We start from the raw sequence: 23,466 nt of genomic DNA on the forward strand, positions 1-23,466 counted from the left end.
CGTTCATTATGATGTAAAAAGAGTTGCTATCCTTATGCAACCCACTCTATTTTCATAATGGTATTTTCTCTGAAGCTAACAGCCTTTCAAGTATTTGTTGAGAATCATCAGTCAGCTTGCGGATTAAAGAAAGCTGTTCCTGTAACAGAGCAAGATCTACCGTCTTCTGATGTTGTTGCTTAGACAACACAAAATACTTATTGTCTAATGCACTCTTTTCCTCCAAAAGGCCAATGAGCTGTTGTTTAAGGTTGTCATTTTCTTTATGACTGCCACCGCCTTGCTTTGTAGTTATACGCTCCTGGAAAAAATCCGCAGGTAAAACGTTATCGCGGTACAATCCCAGCTTGTTTCGATCATATCGCTTAAACTGATCCAGGTTTACTTGAAAAGCATTTTCTATTGCGATTAATAGCTTGTCACTTACCGGCTTTCCCTGCTCATCCTTTTCCATCCTGGAAATTACCGGAGCCTGGTAATTAACCTTATCAGCAAAATCCTTCTGCTTATGGAAACCGTAGTGCATCCTGAATTTTTTAAGATCAAATTTCATAAAGATTCCGATAGCATTTAATTGTTATTGGACAATTATTGTCCTTTTTTGGTAAATTTATATTGTCCTTTTATGTAACTTTATTCGCTAAACTTGCTCCAAATTTATAAAATTTTAGAAGAAAAGACAAATAAATTACCCTTTTTAACCAAACTATTATGGAGGCAATTAACCGTGAATTCCGATTCAACCTACGAGCCTGGCTGATGAACCTGTCTGTAAAGAAAAGGCAGGATGCAATACAGGCAATCATCTTAAAATCAGGTCAGAGCATTCATACTCTTCGCCGGATTATGTACATGCGACCAGATGATAATACTTACGTCCGCCAAGAGACAAAACAGGCGATATGTTCTGTACTGAACAAATCGTTGCAGGAACTGGAAAACGAACCTAAACCATAAAACTCACCTCCCCCATGAAAAACCTCACCGACCTCGCCATTTATCAGTCCTATTCAGCCCTATTGGCGAAATACCAACGTGCTTACGATGCAATGGAGCAAAACTATAACCTATGTGGATGCAGAAGATGCAAGCAGGAACTTTTCAAGTTCGGTCTGGACCTGCTGGCACTTAAAACCTTTGTAGATCATATCGAAAATAACATTGCTCCGGAACTTACCAATATTTTGAATCTGCTGCAGGTTGAATTTCTGGTATCGGACAACGGTACTACGGAGTTGAAGAACCGGAAATAACCCACTTCTACCCCAAAAAGGGGGCAGTTGATAATCCGGTTAGGAAAATGCTGTACTTTCATGGCACCACCATGAACCACCGGGTTCTTCCCTCCCGAAAGTCCTTTATCCCTTTTTTGACTAAACTATCACTTATTGAACTTGTCAAAAAAGATTCTTTGACCTTCCTTCGTCCTGAGAATAGATCGTAGGAAATTTTATTACTTGCCCGGCAGTAACCAAATTGCGCAGTTATAGCTGTGCATCAAATTTGCCTTTTATGCATAACCAATCTATCACGCTTGCAATCGCAGATGACCACCGCCAGATAAGAGATGCTCTGGAATCTTATCTCACACAAATGGGATTTAAGATTATACTCCTTGCTGATAATGGCAGCACTTTGCTTGATCTACTGAATAAAGCAGAAAAACTACCGCAGGTATGTATAGTTGATCACCAAATGCCCTTGCTTACAGGAGATAAAGCGGCTGCCATTATCCGGGAAAAGTACCCATCGGTAAGAATCATGGGTATGTCTTCAGAAAAGAGCGTGGAAAAACTGATCTTAATGCTTAAAGGGGGCTGCCAGAGTTTCCTGCCTAAATGCAGTCAACCTGATGAATGGAAAGAGGGTTTATACGAAATTGTACACAAAGGCTATTACATATCCGACTGGATGAAGCAAGCCATGTTGAAATACTTTTATGAACAAGGGAATGTTTGCTACAATAGTTCCGCAATGGCATTGTAAAATTTCTATTTCAAACAAACGCAAATCGTTCTAAATAAAATATATAAGGCAATTTGCGTACCTTTCGTCCTAAGTAAGCCAGCAAACTTGCATACCTGTTTACCAGCGCCGTAAACATTATTTACAGCTTGCAGATTGGTTGCATGCATTGTGCCTTACTTTGTAGTTACTGACCGCTACTGAACTTAACTCTTCCCGGACTTACTCTGACCAACATCGTTACAGAGATATGAAGCTACCGCCTTATATGCTTGGACTCATTAATCGAAGACTCCTTCTATGAAGCTAAATCCGCGTTATGAACAGGCATTGTTCCTTCCTGTTGCTAACATACTGCTCTATTGTTAATCAAGCTACAGCAGGCTCTGAAGCTGCTGTATCACAGCTGCCAACCAAGGTAACAGGCAGAAACGTTAACTATGGCACCAAGACTTGCTCAAATGCGTCATCTGTCTCCGGCTTGTCCACGGAGCAACCAGTGAGCCGCTATAAGGCATCTAATGTCCTTTGCATTCATACGTTTCAATTTAGCGACTTCCAAATCCATAACTATTCTGACTTTTCGCAAAACCCACAATGCACAACGTGCTGCGGTGAACCACACATCCATTTTACACCCAAACATTAACTATGAAGCATTTCTCATTGTACGCTTTTCTTTTCATTGCCTGCCTTACCGGTATTTACCTTTCAAAAACACTTGGCAGATCTCACGTTGGCGACCCTGGTTGCATTCAAAACTCGAATTTGGACGAGCCTATGCTGGAACCGAAAGCTCAGGACACAGCAGCTTTTTACACCAACCAGTATTTCAAAAAATACCCTTGCCTGCGCGGGGGTGACAAGTTCAGCTATTACTATTTGCCAATAGTACGCGGCCTGGTTGATACTGCATTGCTGAACCCGGAGCATTACAGCAGGTTCCAGTACCTGGACGATCAGACTAAGCTGAATCTCGCGTTTTCCCCATTGATTATTATTGGAGAAGTATCAAACGTCCTAAACGAAGACACCTCTGCAAAAGCAGGTCAGTATTTCCTGGCCACTAATGTGCTCATTAAAATCAAGGAGGTAATACACAGCAGATACGCCGTAAAGCCTGGTGATTTTGTATCAGCCAAAACGCAATTGTACGGCTTGCACAGAAGCAAAATCACACATAAGGTCACATACGATTTTATCGGAGATGTAAAACCCTACGACGCTGGTAAAACCTATCTGTTCGTCCTGAACAAATGGGATTACATGGAAATGCTGTACCTGAAGAAAATCGGTATCAGTCTAAAAGACGCAGACGATAGCTACTGCCCTACCTCATTTATTTTATCTATGGGAGTACATGATATTAGCAGTGCTTACGAAAGCCATAAGCTCTCCCTAAAAGACATCAAAGGATTCTTATCCCATCATTAATCACCATAAACTACAAATTATGAAAAAACTCTTTTTGCCATTACTAGCGTGTTGCTTAATACTCGCTTCTGGCACCTTTATCCCAGATAACGATATGAACTACTTTTTCGGGCGCTGGGGCTACATTTCTGTAGAACCTCCTGCCGGAGGAACATCTATGTACCAGATACCGTCAACCGATATTTCCACTACTATAACAGTTGATTACACACTGGCAGCCGCAGGTTACTATTTTACTCCTGTCACGCAACAGATGGCTCAAGTTTGGTCTGACGCGACATTAAACCAAACCAATATTCCTCACATAATTATTAATGTCAGTTCACAAAACCCCGGTAGTAAAACGGCTTCGGACGCAATGAATTCCATTTGGCTCGACCAGGATGGAACCTACATGACCCGAAATGATTTTACGCACCTTGCAATTACTTTCTATCGTCTTACTTACAATGCTAAACCTAATATTTGCAATTCTCAATCCAGGGTGTTCCAGGAAACGGATATAATCTTACATGCTTTCGTTACCGGGCAGTATGGATGGGTCGCAATACCGCCCTCAACTTCTAATCCCCACCAAGGGTCTGGCCAAGGTTACAATTCAAGTATCTGCTATGATTACCCCTCTGCGATTCTTCATGAATTAGGGCACTTCCTTGGTTTAGGCCATATCAAAAATAATGCGAGCACTTATTCGGTAATGGTTGAAACATTACCGACAAATACAATAATCCGCGATCTTTCTCCTGAAGATGAGGCCGCTATTCGCTTTTTATACAATCGTGGTCTTTCATCTGCCGGAGGTACTGATCCCGGAGATAATATTGGCTTTGTATCCTGCGGGAAATGGTATACCGGAAACCAGCATTATGTAAAATGTCGTACAGTTCCTGGTTTAGGAGACGGGCTAGGGAGCGGTGATGGATGCAGCAGTAATCAGGATAATGGCGGAGACCCGACCCATGACCATGCTTATTGTTACAATGACGAAAACGGCACAACACATGCAGGCTTCTATTGTGTATTCCAAAATACTGGCAATAAAACGCCAACAAATAATTTTGGCATCAGTCAACCAGCCGTAAATAACTTTAATAACTATGCCTCCGCAACACATCCTTACGACTTCCCAAGAAGTCGTAGAGCGCTCATAATGGTATTAGAAAATGAAGAGCTGCTGACTGACGCATTTACCAAATATGAAAGGTATACAACCGGCGGCAGGCAGATGAGCGACGAGTATAAAGATTATGCAAACGCCTTTTTCGCTCTAGACAAAATCATAGACGCATTTTCGCCTGTCTTTGATGCTACGTTCCGTTGCGCAGATAATGAAGGGAATCCTGCACTCTATCTTACCGATGACCAGATCGCACTGTTGCGAAATTTCAATAATGAACTTCTGAAGTTAAATATTTCAGACAGGTTCAAAGATGAAATAGCGTTTACAAATGCCCTTCTGCCAAGCTTCAGAGGACGAAATATAAAACAGGCTTACGAGAGCCTCATATTAGCGCACGACTCAAATCTGAACTAGCAATGTACCTACGCCTTTATAGCCTTGCCGTTCTGCTTTGCATACTGCTGATTGGCATCCTTACGTTCAAACGCGTAAAGATAGCAGACTTGTTGGCCTACGGAGGCTTAGTATTTGTCATTGGGCTTTTAGGTTCACGTGTGTTATCTATTCTTGAATCAACTCCCGCCAGCGAGCTTAGCTGGGACAAGATATTTAACAACAGATCGGGACTTACTTTCTATGGCGGTTATATTCCACTGGTAATTCTGAGCATATTCTTTATACAGAAATTTGCGAGGGATCAGAGAGAATACCTGCGAATTGCAGCCTTATTTGAAATAATCTTTCACCTCGGCTACAGTATCGGACGGCTTGGCTGCCATTTGAGCGCAGATGGTTGCTACGGCAGAGTTACATTCTCAGGACTGGGAATAAGGTACACATGGGGGTATAAGCAAACACTTTTCCCTGTCTTTCCCACACCCGTTTATGAAATGACGTTAAATCTTTTCCTATGCATTGTCTACCTCTTTGCGTTCAGGAATGGGAAGTACAGGGAAATTGTACTCTCATCACTATTCCTATTCCCGTTAAGCAGGTTCCTGATTGAGTTTATCCGAACCAACCGAATGCTTTATTGGGGATTAACACTGAACCAGTTTATATCGCTGGGTCTGGTTATGCTTATGCCAGCAATTTTTTTAATCAGTTTAAAAACAATCAAAAATGAAACAGGTCAAATCAATAATAATTTTAGTATGCCTACTGGCCTTCGTTAGCATAGCGCGCAGCCAGGATACAACCATAACAAGATGTACAGGATCAGCGGTCGCGCTTACCGCACCTTCATACTACTTGCACTATTTATGGATTTATCCTAATAGTAGTACCGCTACCACGCAAACCATAACGGTAAGCTATAATACACCAGGAACCTACAACTTCATGTCTGTGGCGTATGATAACTGTGATCAGTTCACAGACACCACAACCTATCAACTGATCGTTAATGAATGTGGTTCAAACGGTAGAAAGATCAACACAGCAGGAACTGCCAAGCTCTACCCCAACCCGTTCTCAGACGTTATCTATTACGATATGGGCGCAGACAACCTGGTAGTAAATTATAGTGTAAGTGATGTCACAGGTCGAATTGTATGCGCTGGGAAAAACCTGAACAACCAGACCGGTATGATCAATGCCTCCGGGCTTCTACATGGCTTTTACATCGTCAGGCTTTTTGACAAAAATGGCGCAAGTGAATCGTTCAAGCTCCTAAAAGAATAGTGACTTGTTTTTGAGGTGCAGGTGAATGCTCAACCTGCACCTTTTAAATCACAACACCTGATAGACAACTTTTATTAACAATAACTTTTGCAGCTGAGCAGGGAAACCGGCTTATCAGCAACAACAAAAAAGACTTTATGAAAAAGATAGTTACACTGGCAATTGCACTATCTGGTTTGCTTCATTATGGCAGCAATGCACAAACAGTAATTTCGTCATGCACCGGACCGGATTCAGTTATCAATAAATGCAAGTACAACGCAAGCGAATTGGCAGTAAGAACCTCTTACAGCAATAATACCGCCTATAAAGACAGTATTGCTATAGATCCGATGAAAAGAGACACGTTCCTTAGAGCAATTGTGGCGATTTACAATGCTACAAGCCTGCCGGTAAGAGATACGATCATCAATTACCGGCATATAGGCGCATATCCTACAACAGGCATATCAGACTTGGACATCGTGTGTGATACTTCTCAGCAATGGGCAAAAAATCTGGTCAATAGTATTATCCCATGCGGTTACCATCGAATAGACAGCCTGCTTAACACTTATCATTTAAGTGTTTTCAGCGCATCCGGCAATATGGTATCACTTCAGACCGATAGCGACTATTTTAACATGCCCAAAATGGTAGCCTTGTTTCAGACAATACCAGGTATACAGTACGCAGCCATTCCGGCAGTTCAGAATTGGGGAGATGATGTTACAGCTACAATTACACCAACTTTTGTGAATGTAGTTTACAGGTATAATTTCCTGCGCTATTGGAAATTTCACGTATACTATGACTGTAAAGTAGAATACGTATCTACCTGGAAAGAGCCGGATACCGATCCAAGCGGTATCAATGAATTATCCAGTCAATCGGTACAACTTTACCCAAATCCTACTAAGTTGTCCTTATCTATTAAAATGGATCAGAACATCCGCCTTTCAGGATTTTCGATCTATTCACCTGACGGTAAATTAGTGTCATCCGGAAGCCTGCAAAACACAAATACGATCAATGTGCAAAATCTCTCTCCGGGTCTCTATTTTTTGAATCTGTCCTCAGACAAAGGCATCGGGGTTCTGAAATTCATAAAGGAATAAATTTTGACGCTACACTGTTCTTGTATAGCCGCTGTGACGTTCACAGCGAGTGGAACTTCTTACACTCATCATTTTAAAAACCACATTTAAACGCACAAACTTTATGAAAAAGCAATATCTCTATTTATTGCTATTTACCTGCCTATTGCAAACAAAAAAATCAGCCGCACAGGATTCTACTACAACACAAACCTACCAGGGAAGCACCTATGTCTTTAGCGGTGGGCACTGGTATTTCTTCCAGCAGGCAACACAAAAGCTTTTTCCCATTGCAGACAATTCCCTGATCGTACAATATGCCCCCGGTACATCTGACGGAACTATCACCGAATTTGAAAACAATAGCGGAATCTACCGCAAAGGAAGACCTGTCCTTGGCTTTTACAATTATACACTGAACGGAAACGTCTATGATATGTTCAATTTTATTAAGAACATTAAGAAAAACACCGTCGTCAGAAGCGTAGACATTGACCGTATATTTACAATTCATGATGATCCTAGTGCTACTCAAAACAACCCAGGCTCCAACCCTACAGCCGATCAATACCATATTGCGCAGGTAAGTGCAGACTTTAATTCACAACAGTACACCGGAGGTGACACATCTATAATTGTTGCGGTATTGGATTGGGGGCTTCATTGGGAGCACCAGGATCTCGGATTCTCAACAGACAACATCACCAATATCTACCGCAATTACGGAGACCCCTGGTCTAACGAGAACGATCCAACAACAGGCCATCATACAGACCCGGATGTAAACCTTTTTGCCGACGATTATAAAGGATGGAACTTTTACGCTAATACCAATGACGTGCACACGCCGTTATCCGCTCATGGCACTGAGGTGGCCGGAGTGATCGCAGAAAAAACCGGCAACATAAACTCCTACAGTCAGGGCATTGGCTACAACGGTATGGCTGGTGGTTACAGCAATAATCCCGGAGTTAAGCTGATGGGGCTAAATGTTGGCTATACACATTATACATCTTCCGGTCAGGAGATAAATGAAGCACACATGAGCGACATCTATCCCGCGATATATTATGCAACGATGATGAAAGCTAAAGTCATTAATATGAGCTTAGGATTTCCTGTTGACATGACCGGAACGGCTACCACTACCAGCCTGGTTGATACAGTAGGATTCGGAGCAATGAATGTTGCCATCAAATACGCTTATGATCATGGTGTCACCCTGGTTGCCTCGACCGGCAACTCCGCAACAAATGTCAGTTCTCCCCCCGTGGAATACCCGGCAAATAACCCTTTTGTTATAGCCGTAGGTGGTGTGCAAAGAGGTACAAATAATGGAACATACCGGAGCCATTTTGCCAATTTCGGCAACGAACTGAGCATAGTAGCCCCGGACGAAGACATTGTTACCACAACCTGGACATCCGCCGGATCAGACTATGATGCATTTACTGGCACTTCCTTTGCAGCTCCCATCGTAAGCGGCGCTGCAGCATTGCTACTCTCTGTTAATCCCTGCCTGTCTCCCAAGCAAATAAAAGATATATTGCAAAGTACCGCCGACAAAGATCATTTGGGAGGTGCGCTACAACACTACGGTTTTAACAGTGACCCCAACCGTCCCGGATGGGATCAGGAAGTCGGTTACGGAAGGCTAAAAGTTGATGATGCACTTTACTTAGCGAATGGAATGATCACCAATCAGCTCTATGATCTATATATTCGCGATTTTGTCGGTGACTTCGGGTTCCCTCTTGCAACTTATCCGCCTAATGTAACTGATGACGAAAGCCCGGACGTGTGGGTACGCAATCAGCCAGACGGCTTTACCAACCGGGAAAATGAAAGCCCCGAATATAGTCGCACGCAACCGGTTTATGTTTATGTCACCGTGCGCAATAAAGGTTGTAACAGCAACGCGGGATACGGGCATGAAAAACTGAGCGTATACTGGAGCGCTAAATCAAGCTGGCAATCATGGCCGCAAAACTGGAATGGCTCCAATTCATTGGGAAACAAAATCGGCACCATAGACATACCGCCCATACAGCCCGGCCAGGATTCAACATTTGAATTTGCGTGGATGTTAGACAGCTCTCAGATTAATCAGTCTGCATGTGTATTAGCACGCATTGAAAACTCAAATTGGGACCCGATAACTGTGTATCCGGGGCGGCTTGACCAGGACGTTGACCTGAATAATAACATCGCGCTACATAACGAACTTGTTGTAAACAATATCAATAACAAACCGCATATCTACACCCAGGGAGGTCGTGTACTTCCCTATGGAGGAACTGTACTCATTGGAAACCCTACAGGAAATACACAGCGTTATAATTTCCACCTGTTCGTTCCTCACGATCTGCTTGGTACCGACATAACAAAGATGGGAGAAGTGAGCCTGTACTTTGCAAACGACAATGATTTCGCTTTCATGAAAAGTGCAGGAATGTTAAACGTTGAAGGCGTAAAATATGCCGGAGACAATACGGTTATTATGAGTAGTCCGGACATAACAATTCCGAATATAGAATTTGCAGCAGGTTACCGCATCCCAGTATACTTTGGATTTAGTTTTATGACTGACAGCACTGACACGACAAAAACAAAATACAGGTATTGCATTACTCAATCATTTGCAGATACACCCGCACATGTGCTCGGTGCAGAAAACTTTACGATCAATAACTATGCTAACAGCACATTTAAAGCGGATGCAGGCCCAGATCAAACTACCGACAAATATACACCGGTTACTATAGACGCTGCTACAATTCAGGAAGCTGTTGTGTATAATTGGTATGATGAAAACGGGGACTTGATTTATAAAGGACAAGACCTCACTATTAATCCGGATGTTACTTCAAAATATAAACTCGAAGTGGTAAGCACCATTGACGGCTTTAAATCCTATGATGAAGTGCAGGTGAACGTTAAAACAGGAACCATTACAAGCCTGTATCCGAATCCGGCAACAAGCAGCACGACAATTAGCTACACACTGGATAATGTGACAAGCGCTTACATTTTACTGGTGCAAACAGGAAATGTTACTATCAACAATTACCTGATCGACGTAACACAAAATTCCCAGACAATAAATTTGGCTAATTTGCAGCCAGGTATATACACTGCCATACTTGTGTGTGACGGCAAAGTTATGGATGCAAAAAACCTGCAAAAACAATAAGGATTTTTCTCTGAGCAGCTACCTCGGTAGCAAAAAGGGTTGCCAATGGCAACCCTTTTATTATACATTATTCTTAAACCCTTTCTTATAGTGAGAGTTTTTCAGCAAATTTTTCAAAAAGGTTGTTCAATTGACCTTTCGCTTCCTTCAACTCTTCTTTGAGTAGAGTTATCTGAACGTCTTTATCTGCAATGATCTGACTGTACAGCTCTTTTATCGCTGTAAGATCGCTCTCATGATAGTTCTCTGCATTAATGGTATTCTTAGTGTAGCTCTTGCTTCCTTCACCGGAATTATAATTCACAATCTGCCCTTCATCCCAAAGGAAAACACTCGCATCCACGTGATACAATTCAGCCAGCTTTTGAATGTGCTCAACTTTCAACCTGATCTGACCATTCTCTATTTTGGAGTAAGTGTTCTGCTCTACACCCAGAAAAGAACCAACATACTCCTGTGTATAGCCTTTAACCTCGCGTAAAACGCGCAGCATTTTATATTCTCGTTTATCTAAGTCCATATATAATACTCTTTTCAGACTAAAATTAATTACATTTCTTCTGCTTCAAACATTTCAATTGCCTTGTTCAGCATAAACCGAATTTTCTCAAATACACTTCCCACTCCCGGCTTCCCAGTTTCCTTTCCCTTCTGATCATAATATTTATGTGCTGTTAACCGGACAACAAGTTTCTTTTCTTCTTTTATAAACTCAAACGGCTCAATAAGATCTCTACCGATTAATGGATATGGTAACTCTCTTACCTCCAAGTGAAGAAAATCCAATTGCGGGAATCTATTGGCATAACCTCTCAACAAGTTTAATAAATCAGCTGTGTATTCTGCATCTAATAGAAATCCGGTCGTCTTATATGTTATCTTCATATTTCAATTTCAATAACCAAGATTTTTACTTGCTCCTTTTCGTTGATTTTGCCCCATTCAATTGAAAAACTTCAACGGGTGCCTTTTCAGGAAGTGTAACCAATGAACGCAAAAAGGCTATTTCTGATTTTGCTTGTTCCAAAGCTTGAATATACCCTTCAGCCACGTCATTCACAACTTGCTTTAAAGTACTTGAAGAGCCGCTTTCAGCGCTTTGCGAAAGATTGAATACCTGCATTACTTCCAAACCTAAAATTTGCTGGAGTTTAACCTGATAGTGATTGCAGAGTTTAACTAATAGTTCAACGCTCAATCCTGAATAACGACCATTTTCGATACGACTTAAAACAGGGTGAGACACGCCGACAGCTTCAGCCGCCACATCAAGCTTTTCTTTTCTTGCATTTCTTATAGTATGGAAATTTTCGCCGATCGTTTTAAACAAATCCTCAAGATCTATTGGCTTTGGCATAGCAAATTTATTTGTACTCAAAGTTACAGTTTGTAACTACCAAAAACAAAACATATACTTCAATTTTTTGAATTATCACCTTCCTGCATTCACTTTGCAAGAGAAATATTATTTTTGCGGCTTCAAAATATTTGAAGTATTCGCTTTGAAACCTCAGATCGAAAAGGGCAAATTTTTAACTGACGAGGTGATAAGGTGAATAGCTCACGTCCTGAAAAGGCGTGGGCTGCTCTCTTATTGTTCGTCAATGGCCTGCCCGGCCTCGATCTGGATATAAGCTGAGCGCCTACGCTCTTTCAGGACTTTCCTTTAAAAGTACCCGACAGCATATTTGGATTTCTAAGCAATAACCGATGTATTTAGCAGATGGCCGCATTCAACCAATGCGTTTTAATTTCTAAATACATAAAAATGCGTACCAAGCCTCTACTCCTTTCCCTAATGTTAAGCGGCGCTTTATCTGCAAATGCTCAACATTCAAAAGCAACCATTGCCGGCCAAACGCCCTTTTCTTTTATCGAAAACAAAGGGCAGATCACTGATCAGTACTATCACTACCGATCCGACATTGACTTTCGCATTCAATCAGGCGGTGTGAACCTGTTTATTGGTAACGGTAGTCTGCATTACCAGTGGACACGCGCTACGCAAGATCAGGCGGACATCTACCGTATGGATGTGACCCTGATCGGAGCGGATACAAACGCCCGTGTGCTTACAGAACAACAGCAACCTTACACGGAACTGCATTACCGCTCCGGTAATACCGCCTCTGCTCACGCTTACCAAAAGATCACCTATAAGAATGCATACCCCAACATTGACTGGGTGCTGTATGTACGGGACAGCAAAGTGGAATACGACTTTGTTGTGCATCCCGGTGGTAAGGTCAGCGATATTGCGCTCCAGTATGGTGGCACTATCCGATTATCATCAGATAACCAGGGTAACCTGATCGCAGTTACACCGGCAGGAACAATAACTGAAGCAGCTCCGGTTTCCTATTTGCTTGCCGGTAAGAAGCCAATCGCCTCAGCTTATGAAACTGAAAACAACACAGTGCGCTTCAAAGTAAGCGACTATTCCGGTACGCTGGTTATTGATCCCGCGCTCAGCTGGTGTACCTACCTCGGTGGCAGCATGGACGACCGTAGTAATACCGGCTGCGTGAGTGTTGACACTGCGGGTTATGTCTACCTTGCAGGCTATACCAACAGCACGGCTGCTATTGCCACTACCGGAGCCTACCAGACCACACTGGGCGGCAATAACGATGCCTATGTGGCCAAGTTCAGCAAAACAGGTGCTATGAAGTGGTGTACCTACTATGGAGGAACCGGGCAGGATTATGCTACCGGTATTACCTGCGACGGTGCTGGCAATGTCTATTTCTGCGGTTACTCCAACAGTACTACCGCCATCTCTACTACCGGCAGCTATCAGGCAACCATCGGTGGTGGTACAGACGGATTTCTCGTCAAACTGGACAGCACCGGAACCCGCAAATGGGCAACCTACATCGGTGGTACTGCAACTGATCAGGCGATGTGTCTCTCCGTTGACAGTACCGGCAACCTGTATGTAGGTGGTTACACGCAAAGCTCGTCTGCCATAGCTACCACCGGCAGCTATCAGGCTACTTACGGAGGCGTACAGGATGCGTTCCTGTTTAAATTCTCCGGTTCAGGTTCCCGTATATGGTCAACCTACTTTGGTGGTACTTCTACTGATGCAGGCTTGTCGGTTCGCGCTGATAAAGCATGGAACGTCTACCTGACAGGATATACCAAGAGTAGTACAGCCATTGCGTCCACAGGAGCCTACCAGACAACTATCGGCGGAGGAGAAGACATCTTTGTAGCCAAGTTTGACAGCTCCGGTGCAAGGCAGTGGAGTACCTATATGGGCGGATCAGCTAACGACAGGGGGCTGAGTATAACTTCAGACCCATCTGACCATATCTATCTTACCGGTTACGCTCTGAGCACTTCCGGCATTGCTACTGCGGGAAGCTACCAGACTGCCTCCGGCGGACTGGATGAAGCCTTTCTGGCAAAGTTCATGCCTTCCGGCTCCCTGTCATGGGCAACCTACTACGGCAGCGGCGGGTATGATGACGGTTACAGCATCCAATGCGATAACCTGAACCATGTCTATATGCTTGGGGTTTCTTCCAGCTCTTCGGGTATTGCCAGCACAGGAGCAATGAAAGATACGCTATCCGGTTCGCGCGATGGTATGCTGGTTAAATTCGACACTTCAGGAGCAAGGATTTGGGCAAGCTACTTCGGCGGTAATGATAACGATCTGGCCACTTCCCTTTACTGTACTCCATTATCTGAGTTGTATATCGGCGGTTCTACAGCGAGTACAAGCGATCTGGCTACTGCGGGTAGTTATCAGTCCGGCTTTGGCGGCAATAACTACGATGCCTTTCTTGTACGTATCAATGATTGTGTGCTGACTGCTCCCGCTACGGTAACGGGTAATGATACGGTTTGCCGTGGCCTTACTTACACTTACAGCGTGGCAGCTTTACCGGGTGCTGTCTCCTACACATGGACGCTCCCTTCAGGCTGGAGTGGCAGCAGTACAACGAACAGCATTAGTGTCACTGCCGGAGCGGTTGGCGATACGATCAGGGTAATAGCTAATTACCTCTGTGGCAGCAGTACTATAACCCTTAAACCGGTATATGTACAACCGCTCCCGCTGATCACCCCTTCAGTAACGGTTCAGATATGTGACGGTGACAGTACTACTTTTACCGCTTCTTCCGGTGCTGCCTACCAATGGCTGAGTTCCGGTTCCGGTATCAGCGGTGCAAATGCAGCCAGCTATAAGGCGCGTCATTCCGGCATATACAGCGTTGTAGTTACTTCGGCTTTTGGCTGTGCTGATACTTCCCTGACTGATTCGCTGATCGTGCATCCTTTACCGGTTCCGGTAATTATTGCTTCCGGCAGCCTGTTAAGCACCGGCCTGTTCAGTTCTTACCAATGGAACCATAACGGAAGCCCGATAACCGGTGCCACCAACCAAACTTATACGCTTGTGCTCACTACGGGTACCTACAGTGTGACCGTTACGGACAGCAATGGATGCAGCGCTACTTCTACTGCTTACCTGCCTCCTACCGCAATTGCTGAATTAAACTCCGGTCATGCTGTCAGCGTATATCCTAACCCGGCACAGGATTACTTCAGCGTAACCGGAGCAGTTGCAGGCGTTTCCGTTCTGGCCACAGACGGGAGGTTGTTGCTTCACAGCAGTGACACTAATAAGGTGGATATTTCAGGGCTTCCTGCCGGGTTGTACCTGCTTCAGTTCTACGATACCAATGGTCTGTTTACCGGCACACAGAAACTAATAAAGTCAACATCAAATAATGGGAAATAGGGGCTGATTTCCTAAGCCGGTAAGGAGTGATCCTTCCGGCTTTTTCTTTTTAACAAGCAAACATCTGATGATATGAAAAAGCGCGTAAACCTATTGCTTGTATTGTTGCTGGGCATCATACGGGCGTTCGCACAAAACGAACAGAACATTTGGGCGTTCGGTGATAAGGCCGGGCTGGATTTCAGTTCGGGCATTCCTGTACCTGTTACCAACAACCTGTCTCAGGGTTATGAAGGAACGGCTTCCATTTGTGACGGAAGCGGACAGTTACTGTTTTATACCAACGGCTGCTGGGTTTGGAACCGTGCCCATGAGATCATGCCGGAGTTGACGGGCGGTGTGTCGGGTGTGGTGAACCCTGTATATCCTACTGCTTACCCGCCTATGATGCCTTATAGCGGATCATGGGCGACACAGTCTGCGGCTATTACCGCTGTTCCTGCCCACAAAGGGTTGTATTACATATTCAGCCTGTCTTCTTCCGGTCAGTTATACTACAGCCAGATAGACATGAGCCTGAACAGCGGCAAGGGAGGCATTGTAAGCGGTAAGAAGGGCATCCCGCTGTCCGGCGGCCTGATGGAAAAGCTCACGGTTGTAAAGGGCTGTAATAACATTTGGGTGCTTGTACGCTCAAAGACGGCCAATCAGTACCGTGCCTTTGAGATTAACGACACGGGTATCGTTACGAACCCTGTGGTTTCTCCGGTTGGCCATTTGCCGCTTTCCTGGTACCGTTGCGGGGTAATTAAGTTTTCGCCAGACGGCTCAGTGGTGGCTGCGGCCTGCAATGATCCTTATACCCTATCCGGTGGTCTGGAACTATATGATTTCGATACCCGTACCGGAATGCTTACCAATGCCCGTGTACTGGACAGCAGCAGGACGCTGGGATACTATTATGGCGCGTGTTTTTCTGCGGATGGCAGCAAGCTGTATGCGTCTACTTCTTCCTTTGGTATTGGCACGGTCATGCATTACGGTAAAGTACGGCAGTTTGACCTGAGCCTCGGCAGCCTTGCTGCGGTTATTGCCTCCAATACTATTGTGTTCACGGATATGGTGAACCAGTTGGATAACATGGGAGACCTTAAACGCGGTAAGGACGGAAAGATATACTTTGGTTCGGGTAAGCCAGCTGCACCTTATGTACCGTATATGCACCGCATTGATGCGCCTAACGCAGCAGGAACAGGATGCGCTGTAGTTCCTTATGCACTGGCTATGCCGGGCGGATTATGGAGTGAGCGCGGGTTGCCCAATGATATTGCTCTGGCTCCGGCTCCTGATACCACTGGCACTACCCGCATTGTTCCTGTATGCTTCAGGGACAGTGTGCGTATCAGCGCAGACAGCGGCAGGCATTACCTGTGGAGTGACGGCAGCAGGAGCCGTAGTATCACTGTGAGCCATGATGGCAGCTACCTTGTCCGCTACATCAACCTGAACTGCGCATACGCTATAGATACCTACCGGGTCGTTTTCTATCATGTACCTAAAACAGGCACCAATGGCTTTAGCTGTATTGGTCAGAAGCAGGGTGTGGCATGGTGTGGTGCGCTATCGGCTGACACCGCAACGGTGCGCTATATCTGGAAGAATGCTGCCGGATTGACGCTGCAACAGCATTTTAGTGCGCTGGGGGATACGATTAAGGGTTTGGACACGGGTGCGTACAGTGTCCGGGTGATTAGCCCCGGCGGATGCGACACGACGTTGTTTGTCCGGATTGGGGCGCTCCCTGTTCCTATAGTAACGGTTAGTGCTGATACCAATGGGTGCCTCGGTGTGCCGTTATCATTCAGCGGGAGTACTGATGCTCCTGTATGGAAATGGATTTTTGAAAAGGGGTACACTTCGGGGCAGCTTTCCGTATGGCGTACCTATACGGATACGGGGAGCTTTGTTGCTGCGTTCACCGCTACCAGCATCGAAGGTTGTTCAGATACGGCAATACTGCATATTGCAATACGCAGCTTTGATCTGCACCTCGTTGCTGATAAGGAGTTGGTCAATCAGAACGAGTGGGTAACACTTCAGACAAGCGCTGCCGAACCGTATACGGTGCTTTCGTGGCTTCCTTCCGGTCTTATTACCGATCCGACTGCTAAAGCCCAAGCCCTCAGTTTGGATACCACGCAAACGATCATTGTTATAGGAAGGTCGGAGCTTAGTGGCTGCATCGGGACGGATTCTATTATGATAGCCGTGACCCCTTCGGTACTTACGCCCAATGCGTTTACACCTAATGGAGATGGACTCAATGACCGCTTTCGTCCTGTAGCGAGCGGCTATATTTTCGTGCGGCAATTTGAGGTGTACAACCGTTACGGTCAAATGGTCTATGCAGCCAGCGGCAGCCATATAGACGGATGGGACGGCACTTTTAACGGTAAACCGATGGAGCTGGGAACTTACTACTACCTGATAAATATTGAAACAGCAGAAAACAAGACGATCATGCTCAAAGGTGATGTGATCCTGATCCGGTAAAATCAATTGTGGTCAGAAACATGAGAAAGCCTTCCGTAAAAGGAAGGCTTTTTAAGCACATACTCCATACTACTTTAATTGGTGCTTTTATTTGCTGTTTTCACATCAGAATTACCGGAACGGTTTAAAAAAGCGAGGTTGTAACTAATTGCGAAAAATCCTGTTCCTTTAAAAGTAGTCTTATAATTAACTGAAGTTTCGCTTACAGGAAGATCATTTAGAACTCCACTGGTTTTTTCATATTGATCACCTAACTGCTGAAATTGCCCCCACATTACTCCTCCTGTTAAACATAAACGGTTGTTGCTTCCAAATAACAAACTAAATCCTGTAAAATAACGCGGACGAATAGTTTGAGTGAGACTGAGACCGGCACCGACAGTAAAGCTTCCATTCACAGTAGTCCCCCATTTGGGATAGAGATGAACAAAAGCCATAAAACCGAGTTCGCTTGATCCGTCGTTTTCCTTATATAATCGGTGTATTGTTGAATCACCACCGGCAGCACTTTTTACAGATGACGTTCGAGTTGCCAATGCATAATTTTCATCTTTACCGAAACCATAGTACAATCCAGTACTAACATCAACTTTGAAGAAATTTTTTATATAGATAGTTTGGGTGGGACGAGAAGATGTTGTTGATAGCAAACTTGGATATGGACAATTCTTCTTGGCGATAATACCCAACCGTAAGAATAACATATCCTGTTCCGGCATTTGTCCCAAGCGATGCGCAATGACATAATCTGCTGACAGAAATTCACCATAAAGTGCTTTAAGCTGGTGATTAAGATTTGAATCAACTGTACTCTGGTCAAGGAACAGATTTACCATTTGAAGAAAAGTATATTTGTCATAGCTTGTTCCGACAATATTATGTAATGATGCGTCTATTCTAGCCAGCGCCGCTTTTTTTCGTTCTACAATACAATTGTGCAGATACAAATTTGATGTATGGTAAAATTCCAGTGTTTGCGCCATCTCAGCCTGAACAACAAGGAGTGCGGCTTTTACAGTCAGATAATCTTTCATATCAGTTTCAGACATAGATCCACCTTCCGCTTTATTAACCCCTGGTGCAGACGGAATAGACTCCGACCTTCCCAATAACAATGCTTCAAGCAAAGCATTGGACTGATTATTGGTCAAAAGAACAGAATCTGACAAGGTTATATCATAAAGTGCAGGATTGACATTTTTAATTACCAGGATAAGCGGATCACCAGCTGATAGTTTAATGTTTTTTTTGTGATCAACAATATATTTGGATTTGTTTGTAGAATAATCAGTCGCGTTCTCACGTTTTACAAAATACGTCAAACCAGATTGCGCATCGTATATCACGCGATTGTTTTCATCAAACGCAGCATCGTCACAAGATTGACATTCACTAGGACATCCATTGTAGCTAATTTGGCAATACAGTGGATTATAAAATGAAAAGGGAGAGAAACAACAGTTACAATCAGGGACAAATTTTCGCAAATCACTTAAGCTAAATGACCAATTAGTGGATTTTAAATAACTCCAATAAGGAGTCTGGATCGGCTTATTATCGTCAGTAGCTTTTTTTGTTGCAGCCCCTGGATCAACAGTCACTTTGCTTTTTACCAGGATATTCTTTTTCCCATATTTCAGAGTGAAAGGACTACTTAACTCCACTGTTTTACCTACTTGGTCTAATGTCGTCAGCTTGCCATCCGAAGATGTAAAATGAATTGTAAACGGACCACTTTCAAATCCAGTTTTCAATGTGGAGCTTTTATCTCCGACCTGCACACTTAAGATCAATTTCGGGTCGTTCGAATTATTTATAAGTTGTATGTCAAAGTCCTTTGCAAAATCAGCGGTATATCCACCGTTGTCAATATCATTAACGTTTATAACAATTGTAGCCGGACCCTGTTTAATTTCAAAAACTTCGTCCTCGTATTTGATTTTGAAATTTCCATTTACCGGCAGCTCTTTATCATTTGGATCCTTAACCGATAATTGATCCCCTTTGTAAGTAAAGTCAATACTAAAGGTACCTTTTGGCACTCCCTTCTTTAAGACTGGGGCGCCTTGATCATCTGACAACAGACGAATAAGCAACTCATCGTTTTTTATATTGTTAATAAAAGTGAGTTTAAAGCTCCTTTTCAAATCGGTTTGATAAGCAGATTTGATGCCCTTCGTATCAATGATAATATCCTGAGAAAAACAAGGCAAAGTAATACTGCATAAGAGCAGTAGAAGCAATAAGGTAATTTTCCGATTCATAGTTTATGTGATTATGGATGATTGAATAGCTTTAAGAATACTCACAATAGGTACAGCATAAGAAAAACGATTATTGCCTGCTACGATCATACCAATGGGACGGTCGCTGCTATCATATACACAGCAACCGGAATCTCCTGGTTTTGTAAGCGTCTTATATGTGTCTATGTCGTTTTCGTTACCAATGTCTGATAAGATCATCAGCTTGGTCATCTTTTTCACCTTACCATTCTCGTAAGTGATCGGGATAGGATTATTCACACAATTATTGGTAATTCTTCCCTCTGTAATATTACCGTCACGCCTGCAAACCCTGATACTGGTGGTCATAATATCATGGATTGTAATGTCCCTTTCCTTTTGTGGGTTAATTTGATAAACAAAGTCTTCGTCATCATCCATTCTAAGCAATGCGACGTCCAACTCAGAAGTCAACTCGCTAAAATCAAAGTTCCCTTTCTGAACACCGTTGAGTATTCCAGGCACGTCATTAATGTCTCCAAAATAATTAATCGGATTTCCTCCAGTAAAGACATGACTGCAGGTCAGGTATTCCTTTTTATCTCCTCTGCGGATACGACAGCAAATAGATCCTGCGAAATCAGAGCTGAATGAACTTGCGATTTGGTCGCCCTGTCCAACTAAAGCCTTCGGAGCTTCCACGCCCATTACAACTTTGACGGGTATCATTACCTTACGTCCATCGGAAAGCTTTACTGAAACCTTTTCCTGAATTTTACCTTTATCGTTATCTGAAAGATGTACTTCTATGCAATCGACCAACTGCCCGCTTTGCATCATTCTACCATGAATCGGCGGATAAAGTAAAGATGCGCCCTTAAAAAGTTCCGCGTTCTGACTAATCGCCGCATCAATCATGTCATCATACCCCTGCTTAAGATAATTATCGAAGTGATCAATATCTTCAGAATTATATGTATTGGGATCTACAATCTTTCTCTTCAGGTTTTTCACCTGCATTAGCGTATCAAGCAAATCATGAAAAAACTTTGAACCAAAAGTCAAAAAGAAAGCAGTAAGCGGCAACGAAAGAAGAAAAAAAACAATATCCCATCCTTTATATTTTAACCCATCATTCCACAACAATACAAGCCTAGGATCATCAACTGAAAGCATTTTAAACAGATCAATCCGAAAAACGACAGCAATCACCAAACCAATTACAAAACTTAGGGAATTGACTTCTCTCTCGATAAGTTTCTCAACAGTATCGTTTCTTCCGACTTGCTTCTTACTGATGTTCCGCCAGACCGGAATACGATTGTGAACTGGAAAGAAGGGGGAATATTTGCGAATCAACTGCGTGAATTTTTCGACGATAACAGAAACAATGAAAAGAATCATGCTTACTGATATGATCGAATCAAGTAAATCAGCTTTCTGTGACATAGCGAGGTGGTAAATAGACATTATAAATATATAATTTATTTTAAAAAACAAAATTTTAATATTTATTTATCTCTACACGAATATCTCCGATTAAAGCCCATTGTTTTATTATTTATTCATAATCAATAATTTTACTTGCGGAAAACCTAATAATAATTCATCTGATCATTGAAAATACCAGAACAAAAAAGCTCCTGAGATCAGGAGCTTTTTTTTACCTGTTAGGTTGTTTGCTTATTTCACGATCAGTCGTGCATGCTGCGCAGAACCTTTATCATTGTTCACATTGATCAGGTACATTCCGACACTTAATCCATCGGTAGGAATAGCGATACGCTGGCTTCCTTTAAGCACAGGCTGTTCCATACTGCGGACTGTCTGGCCGAGACTGTTAGTAACAGTAATATGAACCGTTCCGGCATCTTCAGTAGAGAAGCTGGCATAAGTAATACCTGTTGCAGGGTTCGGAGCAAGGAGTAGGGCAGAATTACCTGTCGTTACGTTTTTAATTGCTGTGCCAACCATACCCCTGTTTTGAACGCAGTAGTCGCTACCGGTGGGGTACCAGTTTACCCAGCCTGAAGTCCAATCTTCACTATCAAATGCACCGCGCAATGTGGTAGCTGTAAAGAAGCTGCTGTTATCAGAGAGTTCATCCAGCGTAAAGTCAGGAGAAGAAACGGAACTGGAGGATAGTGAAAAATCAGGAGCCGAAGAGCTATAAGACCCGCATACAGTTGCGCTGTATCCCATAGATACTCCTGTTTCAATACCCTGCTGATCACAGGAATTCAGGGTTGAGGTCAGCCAGTTACCGATACTTGTTTCACAGCCTGTAGACCAGGTAGTGCTGGAATAAGATGCAGACACATTATTGTAAAACGAATTGTAGTTAAACAGGATGCTTCCGTTATTATTAGCATTCTGCACTGCCGCGGTTCCCTCAATACGATAGCCGGTAGGCCATCCGTCGATGTAAGAGTTGTAAATACCACCTTCGGTATTGTTGGTCATCAATATCGCATTTTTAAAATTGCCGCTGATCGTTGATGCGCCACAGTATTTAGGGCCGATCAATGTAACGTTACTAAAAATCGGATGTGTATTCACAGAAGCCGTTGCTCCTGCGTAAGACGGCGCATTATCATTGTTTTTAAACACGATACTGCTTACGTCAGAACCCAAATGGGCATTGTTATCAAGCCGAACACTGAGAATCTGCTGAGCCTTGGAGCGATTACCGTAAGTAGCGAGAATATCATAACCGTAGTTGTTGAGAAAAACCATCCGTTTGAAATTTACGGTACCGCCATACAGCTCCAGCCCATTGTTTGCTGCTGAGCTGATCTGTATATCGTGCATTTCCGTTTTATCCCCCACGCTCAAAAGCGTCAGGCTATTTTGAGCATATTCAATACGCAAGAACTTCAGTACGCCTGAACTGTCGTGCTGTGAAGTTCCGCCGCCCGTAACAGAAGTGCAGGTACGGTTGGTAAGTGTTATTGAATTACTGTTGTTGTTGGGGGCATCCCCTTCAAAAACCAGTCCTGCCCAGTCACCTGGATTCTGGTCTCCAGCCACCTGGTCGGAAGTGAAAATGACAGGAAGAGCGGATGTTCCCTGGGATATGAATTTGGATCCCTTACGGAAAACAAGATTCCCGGAAGAAGATTTCTCGCCCCGGATCACTACGCCCGCCTGGGCGGTTATGGTCACGCCTGAGGGGACAGAAACACAACCGGAAAGCAGATAAGTTGTATCCGCGTCGAGCGTGCGGTTAGATAAGGTTCCGGAAAGCGTAACCATCGGACAGGATACCTGTGCGGCCATTACTTGTGATGTGCCTGCAAAGGCTAAGAGTATTGCTATAGCTGAGCTTTTCATAAATTAGCGTTTTAGAATGAATGTTTGTTTGTGTTCGGTCAAAAGGGTTTCCATGACGCTGCACAGCTAAGGAGGATGCACCGAACGCTGCATCATTTCAAAGTCCCCGTTTTGTTCGCTGCAACGCGGGGGCTTTTGATGATCGGGATTCTGATAAAACTGTTTCATTATAGACCGTTAAGGTGAAC

The 23,466-nt window shown here is 43.6% G+C and carries 18 protein-coding genes; 11 read left to right on the forward strand and 7 right to left on the reverse strand.

Features of this window, described 5'->3' with window-relative positions:
• Positions 1-52: 52 nt before the first annotated feature.
• Positions 53-553: a helix-turn-helix domain-containing protein gene (locus ABD846_RS11745; RefSeq protein ID WP_344827110.1), complete on the reverse strand. Its 501-nt coding sequence runs from the start codon at positions 551-553 to the stop codon at positions 53-55.
• 158 nt (positions 554-711) lie between these two features.
• On the opposite strand from ABD846_RS11745, the gene ABD846_RS11750 reads away from it, so the two are divergent.
• From ABD846_RS11750 to ABD846_RS11790, 9 genes are all read left to right on the forward strand, one after another.
• Positions 712-957 (forward strand): hypothetical protein, encoded by a 246-nt coding sequence (locus ABD846_RS11750; protein WP_344827111.1) that lies wholly within the window; start codon positions 712-714, stop codon positions 955-957.
• 14 nt (positions 958-971) lie between these two features.
• Positions 972-1,253, forward strand: a complete 282-nt coding sequence (locus ABD846_RS11755; protein WP_344827112.1) for a hypothetical protein — start codon at positions 972-974, stop codon at positions 1,251-1,253.
• A gap of 259 nt (positions 1,254-1,512) precedes the next feature.
• Entirely contained in the window at positions 1,513-1,986 is a 474-nt protein-coding gene (locus ABD846_RS11760; RefSeq protein WP_344827113.1) for a response regulator, read from the forward strand.
• Positions 1,987-2,616: 630 nt separating this feature from the next.
• The gene (locus ABD846_RS11765; RefSeq protein ID WP_344827115.1) at positions 2,617-3,399 is read left to right on the forward strand and encodes a hypothetical protein; all 783 of its coding nucleotides are present in this window, start codon (positions 2,617-2,619) and stop codon (positions 3,397-3,399) included.
• 19 nt (positions 3,400-3,418) lie between these two features.
• Entirely contained in the window at positions 3,419-4,933 is a 1,515-nt protein-coding gene (locus ABD846_RS11770) for a matrixin family metalloprotease (protein ID WP_344827117.1), read from the forward strand.
• A 2-nt stretch (positions 4,934-4,935) separates the two neighbouring features.
• Positions 4,936-5,694, forward strand: a complete 759-nt coding sequence (locus ABD846_RS11775) for a prolipoprotein diacylglyceryl transferase family protein (protein ID WP_344827120.1) — start codon at positions 4,936-4,938, stop codon at positions 5,692-5,694.
• A gap of 76 nt (positions 5,695-5,770) precedes the next feature.
• Positions 5,771-6,202 carry a T9SS type A sorting domain-containing protein gene (locus tag ABD846_RS11780; protein WP_344827122.1) on the forward strand — a complete coding sequence of 144 codons (432 nt, stop codon included), beginning with the start codon at positions 5,771-5,773 and terminating at the stop codon, positions 6,200-6,202.
• 137 nt (positions 6,203-6,339) lie between these two features.
• A complete protein-coding gene (locus ABD846_RS11785; protein WP_344827125.1) occupies positions 6,340-7,299 on the forward strand; it encodes a T9SS type A sorting domain-containing protein in 960 nt (319 codons plus the stop codon).
• A 145-nt stretch (positions 7,300-7,444) separates the two neighbouring features.
• A complete protein-coding gene (locus ABD846_RS11790) occupies positions 7,445-10,471 on the forward strand; it encodes a S8 family serine peptidase (protein ID WP_344827128.1) in 3,027 nt (1,008 codons plus the stop codon).
• A gap of 85 nt (positions 10,472-10,556) precedes the next feature.
• Here the strand turns inward: ABD846_RS11790 and ABD846_RS11795 are convergent, their stop codons facing one another.
• From ABD846_RS11795 to ABD846_RS11805, 3 genes are read right to left on the reverse strand one after another with little or no spacing between them, the layout of a single operon-like run.
• On the reverse strand, positions 10,557-10,964 hold the full coding sequence (locus tag ABD846_RS11795) for a helix-turn-helix domain-containing protein (RefSeq protein ID WP_344827131.1): 408 nt from the start codon (positions 10,962-10,964) through the stop codon (positions 10,557-10,559).
• A 56-nt stretch (positions 10,965-11,020) separates the two neighbouring features.
• Positions 11,021-11,356: a hypothetical protein gene (locus ABD846_RS11800; RefSeq protein WP_344827134.1), complete on the reverse strand. Its 336-nt coding sequence runs from the start codon at positions 11,354-11,356 to the stop codon at positions 11,021-11,023.
• A 25-nt stretch (positions 11,357-11,381) separates the two neighbouring features.
• On the reverse strand, positions 11,382-11,828 hold the full coding sequence (locus ABD846_RS11805; RefSeq protein ID WP_344827136.1) for a helix-turn-helix domain-containing protein: 447 nt from the start codon (positions 11,826-11,828) through the stop codon (positions 11,382-11,384).
• Between the two features lie 441 nt (positions 11,829-12,269).
• Between ABD846_RS11805 and ABD846_RS11810 the strand changes: the two genes are divergently transcribed.
• Both ABD846_RS11810 and ABD846_RS11815 read left to right on the forward strand, forming a co-directional pair.
• A complete protein-coding gene (locus ABD846_RS11810) occupies positions 12,270-15,227 on the forward strand; it encodes a DUF7948 domain-containing protein (RefSeq protein ID WP_486374924.1) in 2,958 nt (985 codons plus the stop codon).
• Positions 15,228-15,299: 72 nt separating this feature from the next.
• A complete protein-coding gene (locus ABD846_RS11815) occupies positions 15,300-17,720 on the forward strand; it encodes a T9SS type B sorting domain-containing protein (protein WP_344827141.1) in 2,421 nt (806 codons plus the stop codon).
• 74 nt (positions 17,721-17,794) lie between these two features.
• On the opposite strand, the gene ABD846_RS11820 is transcribed toward ABD846_RS11815, so the two are convergent.
• The 3 genes from ABD846_RS11820 to ABD846_RS11830 all read right to left on the reverse strand — a co-directional run bounded on the left by ABD846_RS11820 (position 17,795) and on the right by ABD846_RS11830 (position 23,278).
• On the reverse strand, positions 17,795-19,984 hold the full coding sequence (locus tag ABD846_RS11820; RefSeq protein WP_344827145.1) for a hypothetical protein: 2,190 nt from the start codon (positions 19,982-19,984) through the stop codon (positions 17,795-17,797).
• Positions 19,985-19,987: 3 nt separating this feature from the next.
• Positions 19,988-21,394 carry a hypothetical protein gene (locus ABD846_RS11825; RefSeq protein WP_344827148.1) on the reverse strand — a complete coding sequence of 469 codons (1,407 nt, stop codon included), beginning with the start codon at positions 21,392-21,394 and terminating at the stop codon, positions 19,988-19,990.
• A 234-nt stretch (positions 21,395-21,628) separates the two neighbouring features.
• The gene (locus ABD846_RS11830; RefSeq protein ID WP_344827151.1) at positions 21,629-23,278 is read right to left on the reverse strand and encodes a T9SS type A sorting domain-containing protein; all 1,650 of its coding nucleotides are present in this window, start codon (positions 23,276-23,278) and stop codon (positions 21,629-21,631) included.
• Positions 23,279-23,466 lie beyond the last annotated feature (188 nt).

The organism is Rurimicrobium arvi, from assembly GCF_039540495.1.
In the GTDB taxonomy this organism is placed as follows: domain Bacteria; phylum Bacteroidota; class Bacteroidia; order Chitinophagales; family Chitinophagaceae; genus Rurimicrobium; species Rurimicrobium arvi.

Coding starts and splice junctions, on each gene's coding strand:
- ABD846_RS11745 (WP_344827110.1), bottom strand. CDS start 553: ATGAAATTTGATCTTAAAAAATTCAGGATGCACTACGGTTTCCATAAG.
- ABD846_RS11750 (WP_344827111.1), top strand. CDS start 712: ATGGAGGCAATTAACCGTGAATTCCGATTCAACCTACGAGCCTGGCTG.
- ABD846_RS11755 (WP_344827112.1), top strand. CDS start 972: ATGAAAAACCTCACCGACCTCGCCATTTATCAGTCCTATTCAGCCCTA.
- ABD846_RS11760 (WP_344827113.1), top strand. CDS start 1,513: ATGCATAACCAATCTATCACGCTTGCAATCGCAGATGACCACCGCCAG.
- ABD846_RS11765 (WP_344827115.1), top strand. CDS start 2,617: ATGAAGCATTTCTCATTGTACGCTTTTCTTTTCATTGCCTGCCTTACC.
- ABD846_RS11770 (WP_344827117.1), top strand. CDS start 3,419: ATGAAAAAACTCTTTTTGCCATTACTAGCGTGTTGCTTAATACTCGCT.
- ABD846_RS11775 (WP_344827120.1), top strand. CDS start 4,936: ATGTACCTACGCCTTTATAGCCTTGCCGTTCTGCTTTGCATACTGCTG.
- ABD846_RS11785 (WP_344827125.1), top strand. CDS start 6,340: ATGAAAAAGATAGTTACACTGGCAATTGCACTATCTGGTTTGCTTCAT.
- ABD846_RS11795 (WP_344827131.1), bottom strand. CDS start 10,964: ATGCTGCGCGTTTTACGCGAGGTTAAAGGCTATACACAGGAGTATGTT.
- ABD846_RS11800 (WP_344827134.1), bottom strand. CDS start 11,356: ATGAAGATAACATATAAGACGACCGGATTTCTATTAGATGCAGAATAC.
- ABD846_RS11805 (WP_344827136.1), bottom strand. CDS start 11,828: ATGCCAAAGCCAATAGATCTTGAGGATTTGTTTAAAACGATCGGCGAA.
- ABD846_RS11810 (WP_486374924.1), top strand. CDS start 12,270: ATGTTAAGCGGCGCTTTATCTGCAAATGCTCAACATTCAAAAGCAACC.
- ABD846_RS11815 (WP_344827141.1), top strand. CDS start 15,300: ATGAAAAAGCGCGTAAACCTATTGCTTGTATTGTTGCTGGGCATCATA.
- ABD846_RS11820 (WP_344827145.1), bottom strand. CDS start 19,984: ATGAATCGGAAAATTACCTTATTGCTTCTACTGCTCTTATGCAGTATT.
- ABD846_RS11825 (WP_344827148.1), bottom strand. CDS start 21,394: ATGTCACAGAAAGCTGATTTACTTGATTCGATCATATCAGTAAGCATG.
- ABD846_RS11830 (WP_344827151.1), bottom strand. CDS start 23,278: ATGAAAAGCTCAGCTATAGCAATACTCTTAGCCTTTGCAGGCACATCA.